This is a genomic window from Paenibacillus sp. FSL K6-1096 (assembly GCF_037977055.1).
Classification (GTDB): domain Bacteria; phylum Bacillota; class Bacilli; order Paenibacillales; family Paenibacillaceae; genus Paenibacillus_AQ.
Map to the genome: position 1 here is coordinate 6,217,943 of NZ_CP150274.1, position 15,264 is coordinate 6,233,206.

A 15,264-nucleotide genomic window follows, 5' to 3' on the forward strand; every position below is an offset into this window, starting at 1 on the left:
CATAAGCATGGCATTTATTGTTGGCATTGACGGGGGCGGTACCAAGACAGCTGTCATTGTTACTCATGATGATCAGGAAGAGCCTTTACTCTCCTTTACCGTAGGGCCTATTAATTATAACGGCGGTGATGCCGGGGCTATTGCTGCCGCTTTCGGGGAGGTTTTTGATCAGATCAGGTCCTGCTGCACAAGCCTCGCGGAAGTTACTCATGTATGTATAGGAGCGGCAGGCGTAAGCAATCCGGCAGTAGCCCGTTTTTTGGAGGAGCAGGTGAGAGCTAACGGTTATAAGGGGCCGCTAACGATTACCGGTGATCAGGAAACCGCACTATATGGGGCCCAGAATGCGATGCAGGGCATTATTCTCATTGCCGGTACAGGCTCCATTTGCTTCGGGGTTAATGAACAGAGAGAGCGGCACCGCACAGGAGGCTTCGGCCATCTGATTGATGATGAGGGAAGCGGCTATTATATCGGGCGTGAGCTCTTGTCTGTGCTGGTTCAGGCAGAGGACGGAAGAATAGCGGATACAGTTATTCCTGCGCTGGTATATAAGCAGCTTGGACTTAGTACGGTGCAAGAGGTGATAGGTTTTGTCTACGACAAAAACACAACGAAGAAAGAGATTGCAGCGCTCGCCCCGGTCATGACGGCAGCATGCGGGCTCGGGGACGCCCGGGCGCTACAACTGGCGGAGCAATGTGCAGCCGGTCTGTTTGAGCTTGTGGTGCCTGTTATTGAGCGGCTGAAATTATATGAGAGCAAGGTTGCAGCTGCGGGAAGTGTGCTGCAGAAATCCCGTTTTGTAAGAGAGGCCTTAGAGCGGAAGCTTGCCCGCAGCTACCCGCAGACCAAGCTGATTATGCCTGTTCATAATGCAGCCTACGGTGCTGTACTGCTCGGAAAATCAAAAATGGGTAACGGGTAATCCTATGAAGGAAGCAAAAGAAGGGTGTGCCATAAGTCCGGCAGTTGTGGACTTGCGGCACACCCTTTTAAAATTTGTCGGTCAAATAAAACACGGACTGCTGTTTCGGGAACAGGGCCTGCAGAATATCAGCATGTTCTACAGGGGCTTTAGCTTCAACTGCGCCTTCCGCAGAATAGCCGAAGATGATATAAGAGATCAGATCCCGCTCATCCACTTCTATGGTTATCCGGGACCCGGCCTGACTGCTCCCGGAAACGGAAAGCCGCTTCTGACGGTAGTCGAGGTAGATGATGTCCTCCCCGCATTGCAGCGTTAGGAACAGCTCCTGATCTGCCATCAAGTCATTGCCGTTAAGGCGATGCTCCAATTCAGGCTGAAGCTTGTGGAAGGTAGAATACAGGTTGATCATTTTCCACATCGCCATATGGATGGGAACGGGCTCTGCCTGATGCTGCTGATAATAGGAATATAACTTGTGATCCTCAGGAAGCATCGCCATGATTTGCTTGGCATTCGGCCGGAGACGGCATAATTCATGAAATAAGTACTGGACGCCGTCCGCTGCCTCATCCAGATAGTTGAGTTCGTTGATAAATACCTGTTCGGTGTCCTTTTTTTCGATAATGCCATAAGCGACAATTTTATGATTGTGCTGAAGCAGCAGACAGTCCGATTTCTTCCATTCCGGCCAGCGGATCAGATCCTTCCAGTAGGTTTCATTACGGACTACGGTATAGGTGCGGTTCTGATTGAATTGTTCATAAATACGACGGATATCATCCAGATAACGGGGCTCAAAAGGTATGATCTCATAACCGTCCGGCTGCCCGCTCCACACCTGATTCTCAACAGCGTAAGCGGTCTCGGGAATCAGTCTCCAGCCGGCCTTCTCATAGAAGGCATGCTTGCTGGCCAGAAGTACACTTATATCATAATCGGCTTCTCTCATGTAGTCTGTTTGTGCAGCAAGAATTTTGTGGGTCAGCCCCATGCCGCGATAATGGGGATCTGCAGCGACGCTGCCCATGGCACCTGTGTGCAAGACCGCTTGGCCGACTCTGATGGAAAGCGGAAAGATTTGAACATTGGCAGCAACCTGGCCGCCGACCGTCGCAAACCAGGTCGTATCCGGGTCATAGGAGGTGTCGAGGTCTAATCTTTCCTGGAAATACTCCCGGCCTACAGAGAAACATTCATCTAAAATATCGTAAATCTGTTCAAGCTGTTCTCTGTCCGGCCGGTTGGTTACGCTGATATTTTGTTCTGGTGTTGTCGTCATCTGTTCTTTCCTCCCGGGTCGCCAATCTGAAAATTATTGTCATAGTTAGATCTTAATATTGAAAATAATTTTCGTCAATACATCTGCTGGAGTATAGGGCTATCATCCGACACTTCGCAAGATATTGATGATTGATCAGGGAATCCTGAAGCTTTATGATCATATCATGCAACACGCTGTTGGATGATTTAAAGGAAATATGAGGAGCCAGGGGGAATTGGAATGGCAGCACAACCCGTCAGGATTTTAATTTTCGGTGCAGGTGTCATCGGGAGTATCTATGCAATGAAGCTTATGGAAGCAGGTATTGATGTGACCCTGTTGGCACGCTCAGACAGATTTAGATCTTTACAAGACAAAGGTCTGCAATATAATGACAAAGGTATCGTCCGATCCGTTCCGGTGAAGGTCATTGATTCGCTCGAAAATGATGATGTATACGATTATATTTTCGTTACCGTCCGTTACGACAAGGCCGAATCCGCGTTGTTAGCGCTGAAGGATAATCAAAGTCCGAATATCGTTACGATGACCAATAGCTCCAATGGATTTTCTTCTTGGCGGGATATTGTCGGGGATCGGCTGCTACCGGCTTTTCCCGGCTTCGGCGGACAGATTAAAGAGGGGGTCCTGTACGCCCGGTTCATGCCCAAGTTTCTAGTGGCCACCTCATTTGGCGAAGTGAACGGCGCAGTAACGCAGCGCGTTTTAAAGCTCGCACAAGTATTTCAAGCCGCCAAGCTTCCCTACGTTATCAAAAAGGATATGCAGGCGTTTCTAATCACTCACTCCATATCCGACATTGCTCTGCTGGGCAGTTTGTACGGCGGAAACGCAGACCCGGCCCGAACCCGAAGGACGGCGCGCCACATCACAGTCACTCTTAAAGCGTACCTCAGGAAAATTAAACAAGCGGATGTTGCCGTTGATCCGCCACTTTTCACAATAGTCTCAAAGCTCCCAAGCTTCATGCTGGATGTTCTCTTCATTGCTTGGCTGCGCACGAAAATGGTTAAAGATATGCTGCTGCCGGATTATGCAAGTGCTGCGAATCAGGAGGTAGTGCAGCTGGAGAAGGATCTGACGAAATTTTTATCTGTGCAGAGCGGCTGATGAATCGATTGTTCCGGTATTGTAACCTGTCTGTTTATTCTTCACTTCCAGCGGATGGTAAGGTTGAAGGACTGAAGCAGGCAGGAGGCTTACCATGAAGACAAGAATAGGAATGCTACTGAATATAACCATATTAGCGGGCAGCCTGGCCGGATGCAGTCAGGCCACAGAGCCGGCAGGCGCACAGCACATCCCGGTCACTCCAGCACCAGAACAGGCAGCGCAAGAGGAGAATCTGATTCCGCGCAACACCTCCGAACCTTTTATCGGGCGAATGGAGCTGGATCAGGCGACGGAGGAATTCATCTATGGAACCTGGAAGGTGGACAAGCTGCTGGGCTTCGCGAATTCCTATAATGACGCATCTGAATATCCGACAGGTCAGGACATCATTGGTGATGAGCTTGTGATTCATCAGGATTACTTCTCCTCGATGGGGCTAGAGGGCTATGAAGCATACCAATACGAGTTAACCAATCCCCGCTACAGCATAACCCAGAGACATTATAACAGGGATTCCTTTTACAGAGTGAATAAACTGGATCTGCCCATGATCGGGACCAACGATATAACGACCGGCATAGACGTAACTGAGCCTTCGCCGGGGCTGGGTGTACCGCTGAGCTTCATCGATGTGAATCATAACAAGCTGATCCTGTGGATCGAAGCCGCAACGTTTGAGTTGATAAGAGTGGACGAATAGGGTAATAAGTAGTGTGACCAAGTGTTGAATCAGGACAACTGAAGAGTTTGGAAAAGAACAGAGGCGCAGGATGGATTCCATCGGCACCTCTGTTTTTGATTTTTAGCCCCTTTCCAAATCCCCTGAAATAACGTGCAGAATGGTATTGACGCCTGGAGAATGAACATGTTAATATTTTCCCGTAACATACTAACATGTCAGTTAGGCTATATAGCATGTTAGCATGTTAACTCATTGATCCTATTTCAGGAGGTTATTTTGTGGATGTGGCTAATGTTGTAATCGGTTTCATTATGGTTTTATCATTTTTTGGACTGGTATGGTATTGCGTCAAGGGGTATAACCTCATGGTCGGCTTCTTCGTGATGTCGGTGCTATGGACTACCATTGCCCTGATCGGCAATAGCATTCATCCCACCTCAGTGATGGAGGGCAAGACGTTCATTGACGTCCTGACGAATGTGTTCCAGACGGGGCCGGAGAACTATGGTAAGGCGATATTGGTTAACATTTTCTTCGGCGCCTTCTTCGGCAGAGTCCTGATCGACACCGGCATTGCCGCCACTCTGATCCGCAAGGTCGTTGAGCTTGGGGGAGACAAACCACGCATCACCATGTCCCTGCTATGTATTGTCACCGCTGTCATCTTCACCTCCATGACCGGTATTGGCCCGGTAATCTCCATTGCGGTCATCGTGCTGCCGATTATGCTGTCGCTCGGAATTCCTTCACCGATCGCCTTGTTCTCCTTCATGGGCTCGATCATGGCCGGAATCTTCGGGAATATCGTGAATTTTACGCAATATCAGGCGATTTTTGCAACAGCCAATGAAAGCTATGCCAGCTATGACTATAATACATATTTCAAATTCGGCATGATTGCGATGGCTGTGTCACTGATCGTGGTGCTGGTGGTATCCAACCTGATGATGAACCGCAAGCTGTCCCGGGCCTGGGCGGCCACGCCGGATAGCGGAGCTACTGTAGATGCACCTGCCATCTCGTGGATTTCCATTATTCTGCCGGTCATCGGTGTAGTGCTGTTCAAGGTTCCGATTATTTTCGGATTTATCTTCGCAGCCCTGTTCGCCTTGTTGACCTGCGGCAAGCTGAAGGGCGGTTTTGCAAGCGTTTGCAGAATGGTGTCGAAGCAGTTCGCGGACGGAGCGATCGATGTAGCGCCGATGATCGGCTTCCTGCTCACGCTGTCGATGTTCAACAATGCGGCGACCTATGCTTCCCCTTATTTCAAAACCCTGCTGGACGGCGCAATGCCTCAGACCGCGCTGCTCCTGTGTATTGTCTTTGCCATCCTGACACCGCTCGGCTTCTTCCGCGGCCCGATGAACCTTGTCGGTTCGGGTTCGGCCATCCTGGCCGTCGTGGTGGCAACCGCAGCCTGGCCGGTGCAATTCCTCTACCCGCTGTTCGCCATCACTACTGTTGCACCGCAGCATTTGGACGTTACACAGTCCTGGGTTGCCTGGGGCTTCGGCTACACGAAGGTTCCGGCTAAGGAATATATGAAGATGTCGATTCCCACCGGCTGGATCATCGGGATTATCCTCTGTGCGGTTGTGTTCTTTATGTACGGAAATCTGGTGTAGTCCACTATTAATGAAGAGAAACGGAGAAATCATATGAGTAAAATGGTTAGAATGGGTATCGACGTGGGGGGAACCCATACCAAGGCAGTTGCCATTGATAATGCGACACATGAGATTATCGGGAAATCATCTGTGAAGACGACGCATGACCATCCCACCGGTGTAGCCGCAGGGGTAGTGAAATGCTTCCAGAACTGCCTGGAGGAGAATAACATCCGGCCGGAGGACGTTGTGTTCGTAGCCCACAGTACCACGCAGGCTACCAATGCGCTGATCGAGGGCGATATTGCCCAGGTGGGCATCATCGGTCTGGCGAAGGGCGGTCTGGAGGGCTGGCTGGCCAAGCGGCAGACCAGGCTTCAGAATATCGATCTGGGCAACAGCAAGGAGATCAAGATCTACAACAGCTTCCTGAATGTGCGCAAAATGTCCGAAGCCTCCGTGGTGACGGTCATCGACGAGCTGAAGCGCCAGGGGGCACAGGTGATTGTGCCTTCGATGGCTTTTGGCGTAGATAACGGGCGGCCGGAGGAGCTGGTTTATATCGAAGCGGAGAAAAAAGGCATGCCGACCACGATGGCCTCCGACATTACGAAGCTGTACGGACTGACCCGGAGAACGCGGACGGCCGCAATCAATGCAAGCATTCTGCCGAAGATGCTGGATACCGCCAATTCCACCGAGAACTCCGTGCGCGATGCCGGGGTCCATGTTCCGCTGATGATTATGAGAGGCGACGGCGGCGTCATGGAGATCAGTGAGATGAAGAAGCGGCCGGTGCTGACGATGCTGTCGGGTCCGGCGGCATCCGTCATGGGCTCGCTGATGTATCTCAGAGCGTCGAACGGGGTGTACTTCGAGGTCGGCGGCACAACTACCAATATCGGGGTGATCAAAAATGGCCGTCCGGCCATCGACTATTCCATCGTCGGCGGTCATCCGACCTATGTCAATTCACTGGATGTCCGGGTGCTCGGTGTGGCCGGCGGGTCGATGATCCGGGCGAACAAAAGCGGAGTGGTCGATGTCGGACCGAGATCGGCGCATATCGGCGGTCTGGATTACTCCGTATTCACCGACCCGGACAAGATCAAGGGAGCGCAGGTCGAATTCTTCTCGCCGAAGCCCGGTGATCCGGATGATTATGTAGCGATCCGGCTGGATAGCGGGGAGCGGGTGACGATTACGAACTCCTGCGCGGCGAATGTGCTGGGACTGGTGAAGCCGGAGCATTTCTCCTACGGAAATGTGGAGGCGGCTCGAAGAGCGATGCAGGCGCTGGCGGATTACTGCGGAACGACCGTGGAGGATATCGCCAAGCAAATTATGGAGAAGGCCTATGCCAAGATCGAGCCGATCATTCTGGCGCTGGCCGAGAAATACAAGCTGGAGAAGGATCAGATCTCGCTGGTCGGCGTGGGCGGCGGAGCGGCTTCGCTGATTGTCTATTTCTCCGAGAAAATGGGCCTCAAATACAGCATCCCGGAGAATGCGGAGGTTATCTCTTCGATTGGAGTTGCCTTGTCGATGGTCCGCGATGTTGTAGAGCGGATTATTCCGTCCCCGTCCAAGGAGGTAATCGCAGCGCTCAAAATGGAAGCCATGAACAAGGCCATCCAGAGCGGGGCCACACCGGAGAGCATCGAAATTCATATCGATATTGACCCGCAGACCTCCAAGGTGACGGCAATCGCTACCGGTTCGACCGAGGTGAAGACGACCGAGCTGCTGAAGGAATGCGATGAGGCGGAGCTGCGTGAGCTGGCTGCCCAGGATATGCGCATCCCTGTAGAGCGGACGGAGCTGCTGCAGAAGACGCGGTATGTCAGTATTTTCGGCGAGAAAATGGATAAAGCCGGAGAAGCCGGTGCAGTCCGCATCCTCGACACCAAGGGCTTCATCAAGGTGCAGAGAGGCCGGGCCATGGCGCTGAAGACCACAGCCGGGGACTATCTCAGCGCGGTCAAGCAGCTATGGGAGGCTATGGCGGTCTATCAGACGGAGCTGATCGCAAGGCCCGACTTCTACCTATGCATCGGCGCGCGGGTCATGGATTTTACCGCCTCGGATTTCGAACAGCTGGAGCTGCTGATGGACATTGAAGTATCCACGTTCGAGCCGGACACGGAGGTTATTGTGGTGGCGGCCAATATTAAGCAGAGCTAAGGGCCATGCGGGAGAAAGCATAGACAGGAGGACGTATGCAAGTGGGGTCGAAGCTTGGAGAGCTGCTGTATCCATTGCTGGAGGTTGAGCATGAGGCTTGGGGAATGTATGCCTTCCGGAGAGACATTCTGAACCGGCGGATTCCGCCGGAGACGAAGCGGGAGATGCTGAAGCGGGCCAGGGCCTGCGGCACAGCATATGCACAGCGGATGATGCTTGAATATGGAACCCGTGATGCCCGGGAGCTTGCCGGGAGGATGAATCTGAAGGTCGAAATGAAGGGTGCGCTCATGACCGGCAAGCGTGTGCTGTTCGCCTCCTACACCCCTCCGGACCGGATCGAAATCATGGAAGAACCCTTGCGCAGAGCGGCGGAGCAGGTGCGGGAGGCGGGGGCTGGTCTAGTTGAACTTTTTCCGCAAGCTGGTATAATGAATACTATCCTTGGCCACGAAATTTATCATTTTGTAGAAGACAGGTTTGCACAGGAAATATACACCCGGACCGAGCGCATTCTGTTATGGAAGCTGCTGGGTCTGAAGAATTATTCTACAATACGCACCTTAAGTGAAGTTGGAGCCATGGCTTTTACACAGGAGCTGAACAGACTGCGGTATTCGCCGTTTATTCTGGATGTTCTGTTGTATTACGTCTACGACTCTGCCAGTGCGGAGACAATAACCCGTGATGTACTAGGAGTGAGTTCAGGGAAGGTGTAGGGAAGCCGTTGAAGATTATGAATAACAGTAATTCATTGAATGATGTAACTTATAATCGAATAAAAGAAGACATCATGAATATGACGCTTGAGCCAGGAATGGATGTCAGTGTACAGAAGCTCTCTGAACGCTATGGCGTCAGCCGCACACCGGTGCGGGAAGCTGTCGTCCGTCTTCAACAATCAGGACTGGTGGAAATATATCCTCAGCGCAAAACTGTAGTCTCTAAGATCGATCTGCAGCGAGTCCGTGAGGAGTGGTTCATCCGCACCTCGCTTGAGTCAGCAGTCATCGATGAGTTCATCCGCAAGTGCAGTGAGCTGGTAGCAGATACGATGCAGGAACTGATTAATAAGCAGAAGAAATACATGGACAAGAAATACTTCCGGGAATTCTATATTAAGGACAACCGCTTCCATCAGCTGATCTTCCAGACGGCCGGGGAGGAATTATCCTGGTTCACCATCGAAGAGGTGGCGTCCCATTACAACCGTATCCGTCTGCTTTACGGCAAGATGGAGGGGGTACAGCCGTCTGACATCGATAAGCATGTGAAGATGGTAGCGGTTACCCGCAAGCGCGATGTCGAAGGAATGCGCAAGGTGGTCATGGAGCATTCCAATACGCTGCTGGACCGCGTGCAGAGCATGTCCAAGCAATACCCGCAATTCTTCTAATTAAACACATGATTAAAGGCGTATCCGAAAGCTCCTCTCTATGGGGAATTCCGGGATACGCCTTTTTGTTTGCCATATAATCAGGCTCTTATTGCTTCTTGAGCCGGCGGTAATAGAGCCAGGATCTTCCGGTCAGCAGGCCGAAGAGCAGAATACAGAGGAACAGAAGGGACGTGTTCCATACCCGGAATGAGGTGAGACCGTCACGCACCAGCCCGTCCACAAAGGCCATTATATTCACACTATAGAGCAGCATAAGGGGTAGGAACAGCGCGGTATAGCTCACGGCAATCTTCCGGGCGTGCTTCAGGCGGTGGAACGGGTCACTGTAGATTTCCGGCTGCTCCGGGTGTCCGGCGGGATTCTCAGCCTCCCGGCCCCACAAGGTCCACTTTTGCAAGGAGAAGGGAGAGCTGTAGAGCTTGGTCCAGCCCGCCTCCTGATGCAGCTCGGCATATCCTTCGCCCGCAATGACCTGATAATCCGCGTGATAGTGCATGGTCCGCGAACGGCCTTTGCTGAAGTGGAACAGCGCACCTCCCAGGCTCACCTTGTAGAGATTCCAGCCCAGCAGCTCCTGCTCCTCCAGCCATTGCTCCAGCCGGTCAGGGGCATACATCCAGCCTAATTTCATGCGCGCCATTGTAGTGCCTGTAGGCTTATGTGATGCAGGGGACTTCTTCATGTCCGTGTGCCCATGGAGTAGTACCTTATTGGCCGCTCTGAGCTTGTTAAGCGAATAGACGGCAAGCACCAGCAGTAGTACTGCTAAGGCAGCGGCTGTCCAGGTTACCGCCCACATCGGGCTTGGCTGCATGCGGACAGGAGCATCGTTGGCGTAGGTTAGGCCTAGAGCAATCAGGGGAATCAGTGCAATGAGCAGCAGATACACTAGGATTCCCGTGAAAACGTAGGAGATGATGCGGTTCCGCCGCAGGATATCCTTGCGGGAAGGATAGACCTTAATCTGTGATAGCGGCTGAGTGTTCTCAAAGAGAGACCACTTTCCCTGCGGGAGCCGCTTGCTCCAGCCCTCAGCGGCGAGGGAGGATGCGAGCGGGGAGCGGGAGGACGGGCCGTAATCCAGTTGATACGTCAGCCGGACCGGCTCAGCCTGCTGGAACGTAAAGCGCCGGAGCAGCAAGCTCCATTCCTCCAGACGCCACCCCTTGCCGGCCATATCGGTTAGCCATGCCTCAGTTCCCGGCAGGTCGTAGCTCCAGAAGGGCCGAAATACAGTCTTCATTGAAATTCCTCCTCACTGGCGGCAGCATTGCGGTGAAGCTCCTTTAATCTGCCGATTTCTGCGCGCATGACGACCTTACCCAGATCAGATACCTCGTATACCGTCTTCCGCTCTTCATCGGCAAAAACAGTAATCAGTCCATCCTTGTTCATCTTGGTCAAGGTTCCATAGACCGTACCGGAGCCCAGCCGGAGCCGTCCCTCCGACAGCTCCTCCACATGCTTGATAATTCCATACCCGTGGCGCGGCTTCGTTAAGGACAGCAGAATATAGAAGGCCGTCTCGGTCATAGGGACATACTTGTTTAGAACCTTTTGCGTAAGGGACACTGTGTTCACCTGCTTCGATATTCATATGTCATGCTGCGACTATGTCATGCTGCGACTATGTCATGGTGTGACTATATCACGATGCGACATATTAATCAAGGTGAACTACACCGGTGGTAGAATCAGAGGCTGACCTATCGGCTGCCAGAGCTTGGGCACAAGCTGGGGCTGTGAACAGTAGACGGTCTGTAAATAACGGCTGATAGGGGCCAGACTGTCCTCAACCAGCACCTCCTTAATCTCTGAAGGTTTGGCGGGTATAGCTTGTCCGGTGGCGGACATGAATTGGGCGAGGGGAAGCAGCATGGCGCAGCTTTTGCGGTACAGCATCCGGTGCGGGAATCTGGGCGAGCTGCCGGAATCATATTTGGACAGCCTGATGCGGGAGAAGTGGGCAGCCAGCACCTGGCGGGCATCGAGCTTGAGCACGGCGAAGGGTTCGCCCGGTTCCCGGCGCGAATACATCGCAGCCATCGCCAGGCAGTCGCGCCAGGTCGGCCACAGGAACACATGGCGGTCCAGGCAGCGGCGGAACTCCTCTACGGTTGTACCGGGTGCCATCGCTTCAGGCCTGATGCGCAGATGGGAATTCAGCACCGCGCTTTGCCCGGCATAGCTTATCCGGTGCGCGGCCGTCCGGCGCTCCCCGTCTGCATGGGCAGGACTGAGCGCCGCAGAGGAATAAATGGCGTCAAGGGCAGCCATGGCGGGCAGATTCACTGCCCGGGTGAAGTGATAGAGGGAGGTGCGCAGCGGGCTTTTGGTTATGGCGTCAATCAGGGACGGGTTCATGGCAGCTTCTTGCCTTTGAGCGAGCTGAGGGGCATAGTCTTCACCTTGCGGTTCAGCAGCACCGCATTGATCTCGCCTCCGGCCAGGATGATGAACGAGCTGATATACAGCCAGATGAGCAGCACCGTCACGCCGCCGAGACTGCCGTAGGTTTTAGAGAAGTCGCTGAACTGATTGACATAGACGGAGAACAGGATGGAGGTCGTAATCCAGCCGATGGTGGTGAACAGCGCGCCGGGCATAACCTCGCGCAAGGCCAGTCTGCGGCTGGGAGCGATCCAGTAGAGCAGGGTGAAGACGATGAACAACACCAGCAGCGGAATCAGATATTGCAGCAGGTCCCATAGCCTCTGGAAGCCGTAAGGAAGGTCAAACAGCAGGAAGACCTGCGTCTTAAGCCAGGTTCCAAGCACAAGCAGCAGAATGCTGAGCAGCACGACTAAGCCGATCGTCAAAGTGGCGAGCAGGGCGATCCCGCGGATTTTCCAGAAGACTCTGCTCTCATCGATCTCATAGGCACGGTTCAGCCCCTTGATGATGGCATTGATCCCCTTAGAGGCGGCCCACAGTGTAGCCAGCATCCCAAAGGACAACAGCGTCTGGCTGCGCCCGGCGGATACATCGTGCAGAATCTCTTCTATGATAGAGATGGCTTCAGCGGGCATAATCTGTTCGAGCTGATGGATCTTATCCTCCAGGGAGATGTTCGCATACCCGATCAGGGTCATGACGAAGATCAGAAAAGGAAACAGGGACAGAATCAGATAATAAGTCAGCTGCGCGGCAATTCCCTGGACATCGTCGGCATTGATTTTGACCCATAGCTGCTTGATAAAAGTGTAAGTGCCTCTGGCACCGGCGGAGCTGCTGTTCATAGAATCCTCCTTGAGCGATAGATGAGTAGGCTACCATGTTAGCCAAATCCTTCAATATATATGTATACCCGGCAAAATATCCTTCCACCCGCTAACCTGTACATTTGGCAGCACACTGAAAATTTCCGGTATCGTGTCTGTACAGATTCTGTTATTCTAGCTTCAGTCAGATTATAAATGCCGGGAGAGTGCTGGAGTGCCGCTGCTATATTATGTTCAGACCGCTACGATCGGGTTAGTGATTACCCTCATTATCAGCTTCCATATGTTCATCCGCAACAAGCAGAAATCGGAGCTGAGAAGTATCTTCCTCGGCCTGTTATTGGCCAATACGCTGCTATTGCTGCTGGAGATGACCATTAACATCGTTACCGGCACGGAATCGGCCGTTACCGGCAGGCTGCTGCCTTATATCATCTGTCTATTCTATATTCTCAACCCGCTCCCGGAGGCGTTATGGATCTTCTATCTGGATGCGGTCATCCGCAGGAATGAACAGCGGGGGATGAGCCGGATTACCGCTGTATTAGTCTGCCTGCCGCTGGCGGTGAATACGCTGCTGTCCGTTGCCAGCTTATCCGGGGGTTATCTATTCTATGTAGACGGGGACCATGTGTATCACCGCGGGGATTATTTTCTGCTGATGCCCGGGATGTGTTATATCTATCTGCTGTATTATCTGGTGCTGATCGTGCTGAAGCGCAAGCATATCTCGCCGCAGGAATTCCGCGCCCTGCTGTTCGCAGCGCTTCCGGCCATTGTCGCCGGTCTGCTGCAGAGCATGTTCTACGGCATAAGCGTGGTGTGGATCGCCCTGGCGTTCTCCCTGCTGATTGTCTATATTAACCTGCAGAACGAGCAGGTCTACAAAGAGCTGGTTGAGCTGGACCGGCTGAAGGATCAGCTGCTGGCGAATACCTCGCATGAGCTGCGGACGCCGCTGAACGGTATAATTAATATTACCAGCTCCGTACTGGACAGCGGCGAGGATGAGCTGGATGAGGCCCGGCGGTATAATCTTCAGACGGTTGTGTCTGAAGCGAGGAGACTTGACAGTCTAATCAATGATATTCTCGATGCGGCTGTCATGAGAAGCGGCAAGCTGAAGCTGAAGCAGCGTCCGATCGACCTGCACTCCGTTGCCGAGGCCTCCCTGAATATGATCCGGCAGCTTCATAACGGCGGAGAGATTGCCTTCCGTAATCAGATCCCCGAATCTCTGCCGCCCGTCTATGCTGACGAGGACCGGCTGTACCAAATTATGTACAATCTGATCGGCAATGCCGCCAAGTTCACCCGGCAGGGCTCAATTACGACTGGAGCTGTGCTGGGGCAGAACCGGATCGAAATCTGGGTAGAGGATACGGGCAGCGGGATTGCGGAGAATCGGCTGGAGGACATCTTCAAGCCCTTCTACCAGATTGATTCCACCGAGACCCGGGAAGCCGGAGGCACAGGACTTGGACTGTCTGTCACCAGGACACTGATTGAGCTTCACGGCGGAGAGATAAGTGCCAGCTCGGAGCAGGGCAAGGGCAGCCGGTTCAGCTTCACCCTTCCGGTCAGCAGGCTGCCTGCTGAGAAGGGCCGCAGAAAGGGGATAGCAGCTCTGCCGGTCCTGTCCCGCAGGAATGCGCCTATAGCGGAGAACGGGGGCGGGAGCGGTCCGGCCCGTTCGATTCTGGCCGTGGAGGATGATCCGGCGAGCCTGGCGGCGTTAACCGGTATTTTGAAGCATGACGGATATTCAGTAACCGCCGTCACGGACGGGGTATCGGCACTGGAAGCGCTGGAGCAGCACGGCCGGTATGATCTGATTATTCTGGATGTGATGATGCCGCGAATGTCCGGTTATGAGGTACTCAGGAGGCTGCGGGCCAGATACGGAATGCTGGACATGCCGGTGCTGATGCTGACCGCCAAGGCCCGGCCGGAGGATCTGCAGGCAGGATTTGCGGCGGGAGCGAATGATTATCTGGCGAAGCCATTTGAGGCGCTGGAGCTGAAGTCACGGGTCAAGACACTCGTACAGCTGAAGGAGTCGGTCAGTAACCGGATTGCAGCGGAGCTGTCTTTTTTGCAGGCACAGATTAAGCCGCATTTCCTGTTCAATTCCCTTAGTACGATTATTGCCCTCAGCACGAAGCAGCCCCAGCGCTCCAAGGAGCTGCTGTACCATCTGTCCGATTATTTGCGCGGCAGCTTCAATTTCGAGCAGAGTGACGGGCTTACGCCGCTGGCCAGCGAGCTGTCCACGGTAAGAGCTTATGTGGCGATTGAGCAGGAGCGGTTCAGGGACAGGCTGCGTGTGGAATATGAGATTGATGAGCGGATAGAGCTGATGGTGCCGGTGCTCGTCATCCAGCCGCTGGTGGAGAATGCGATCCGTCATGGCCTTATGTGCAAGATGGAGGGCGGAACCGTCCGCCTAAGCATTAAGCAGGACAGTGGCCAGGCAGTCATCCGTGTGGAGGATAACGGAGCCGGCATAGTGCCTGAGCAGCTATCCGGTCTCTTGGAGCAGCAGGGTCCGCAGACCGGCGTCGGGCTGGCTAATATTCAGCGGCGGCTGATGATCCATTACGGGTATGGGCTGCAGGTAGAGAGTGTGCCGGATCAGGGGACAGCCGTCACGCTGGCCATTCCGCTGACCAATATATAAGAAGTGAGAAGCGTCTTCCGGGCTGTTTGCGGCCGGGAGGCGCTTTTTGCGCTGCTGGTGAGAGGGCAGATCATGACTAGGGCGAGGTTGCGGAATGAATGAGCGGAGCTGCTAAACCCAGCAGCAGCAAGGTTTTGCACAGTGGTACTAAGATGACTATAGACG

Annotated in this window: 13 protein-coding genes; 8 read left to right on the forward strand and 5 right to left on the reverse strand. The window is 53.4% G+C overall.

Features of this window, described 5'->3' with window-relative positions; all coding sequences use genetic code 11:
- The first annotated feature begins 7 nt into the window (after positions 1–7).
- Positions 8–928, forward strand: a complete 921-nt coding sequence (locus MHI24_RS27330; RefSeq protein ID WP_340022683.1) for a BadF/BadG/BcrA/BcrD ATPase family protein — start codon at positions 8–10, stop codon at positions 926–928.
- A gap of 67 nt (positions 929–995) precedes the next feature.
- On the opposite strand, the gene MHI24_RS27335 is transcribed toward MHI24_RS27330, so the two are convergent.
- Positions 996–2,210, reverse strand: coding sequence for a GNAT family N-acetyltransferase (locus MHI24_RS27335; protein ID WP_340022684.1), 1,215 nt, complete (start codon positions 2,208–2,210; stop codon positions 996–998).
- A gap of 222 nt (positions 2,211–2,432) precedes the next feature.
- Between MHI24_RS27335 and MHI24_RS27340 the strand changes: the two genes are divergently transcribed.
- The 6 genes from MHI24_RS27340 (at position 2,433) to MHI24_RS27365 (ending at position 9,195) form a co-directional block, all read left to right on the forward strand.
- Complete coding sequence (locus tag MHI24_RS27340; protein ID WP_340022685.1) at positions 2,433–3,323, forward strand: 2-dehydropantoate 2-reductase N-terminal domain-containing protein; 891 nt, start codon at positions 2,433–2,435, stop codon at positions 3,321–3,323.
- Between the two features lie 94 nt (positions 3,324–3,417).
- The gene (locus MHI24_RS27345; protein ID WP_340022686.1) at positions 3,418–4,026 is read left to right on the forward strand and encodes a hypothetical protein; all 609 of its coding nucleotides are present in this window, start codon (positions 3,418–3,420) and stop codon (positions 4,024–4,026) included.
- Between the two features lie 260 nt (positions 4,027–4,286).
- Complete coding sequence (locus tag MHI24_RS27350) at positions 4,287–5,633, forward strand: citrate transporter (protein ID WP_340022687.1); 1,347 nt, start codon at positions 4,287–4,289, stop codon at positions 5,631–5,633.
- Between the two features lie 33 nt (positions 5,634–5,666).
- On the forward strand, positions 5,667–7,799 hold the full coding sequence (locus tag MHI24_RS27355) for a hydantoinase/oxoprolinase family protein (RefSeq protein WP_340022688.1): 2,133 nt from the start codon (positions 5,667–5,669) through the stop codon (positions 7,797–7,799).
- A 41-nt stretch (positions 7,800–7,840) separates the two neighbouring features.
- Complete coding sequence (locus MHI24_RS27360; protein WP_340022689.1) at positions 7,841–8,518, forward strand: hypothetical protein; 678 nt, start codon at positions 7,841–7,843, stop codon at positions 8,516–8,518.
- Between the two features lie 80 nt (positions 8,519–8,598).
- The gene (locus MHI24_RS27365; RefSeq protein ID WP_340022690.1) at positions 8,599–9,195 is read left to right on the forward strand and encodes a GntR family transcriptional regulator; all 597 of its coding nucleotides are present in this window, start codon (positions 8,599–8,601) and stop codon (positions 9,193–9,195) included.
- 88 nt (positions 9,196–9,283) lie between these two features.
- Here the strand turns inward: MHI24_RS27365 and MHI24_RS27370 are convergent, their stop codons facing one another.
- The 4 genes from MHI24_RS27370 to MHI24_RS27385 form a co-directional block, all read right to left on the reverse strand.
- Positions 9,284–10,441: a DUF2812 domain-containing protein gene (locus MHI24_RS27370; RefSeq protein WP_340022691.1), complete on the reverse strand. Its 1,158-nt coding sequence runs from the start codon at positions 10,439–10,441 to the stop codon at positions 9,284–9,286.
- The gene (locus tag MHI24_RS27375; protein WP_340026813.1) at positions 10,438–10,731 is read right to left on the reverse strand and encodes a helix-turn-helix transcriptional regulator; all 294 of its coding nucleotides are present in this window, start codon (positions 10,729–10,731) and stop codon (positions 10,438–10,440) included. Before MHI24_RS27375 ends, MHI24_RS27370 begins: the two co-directional genes overlap by 4 nt.
- 144 nt (positions 10,732–10,875) lie before the next feature.
- Complete coding sequence (locus MHI24_RS27380; protein WP_340022692.1) at positions 10,876–11,562, reverse strand: hypothetical protein; 687 nt, start codon at positions 11,560–11,562, stop codon at positions 10,876–10,878.
- Positions 11,559–12,437 carry a YihY/virulence factor BrkB family protein gene (locus MHI24_RS27385; RefSeq protein ID WP_340022694.1) on the reverse strand — a complete coding sequence of 293 codons (879 nt, stop codon included), beginning with the start codon at positions 12,435–12,437 and terminating at the stop codon, positions 11,559–11,561. Before MHI24_RS27385 ends, MHI24_RS27380 begins: the two co-directional genes overlap by 4 nt.
- A gap of 196 nt (positions 12,438–12,633) precedes the next feature.
- Between MHI24_RS27385 and MHI24_RS27390 the strand changes: the two genes are divergently transcribed.
- Complete coding sequence (locus tag MHI24_RS27390; RefSeq protein WP_340022695.1) at positions 12,634–15,099, forward strand: ATP-binding protein; 2,466 nt, start codon at positions 12,634–12,636, stop codon at positions 15,097–15,099.
- Positions 15,100–15,264 lie beyond the last annotated feature (165 nt).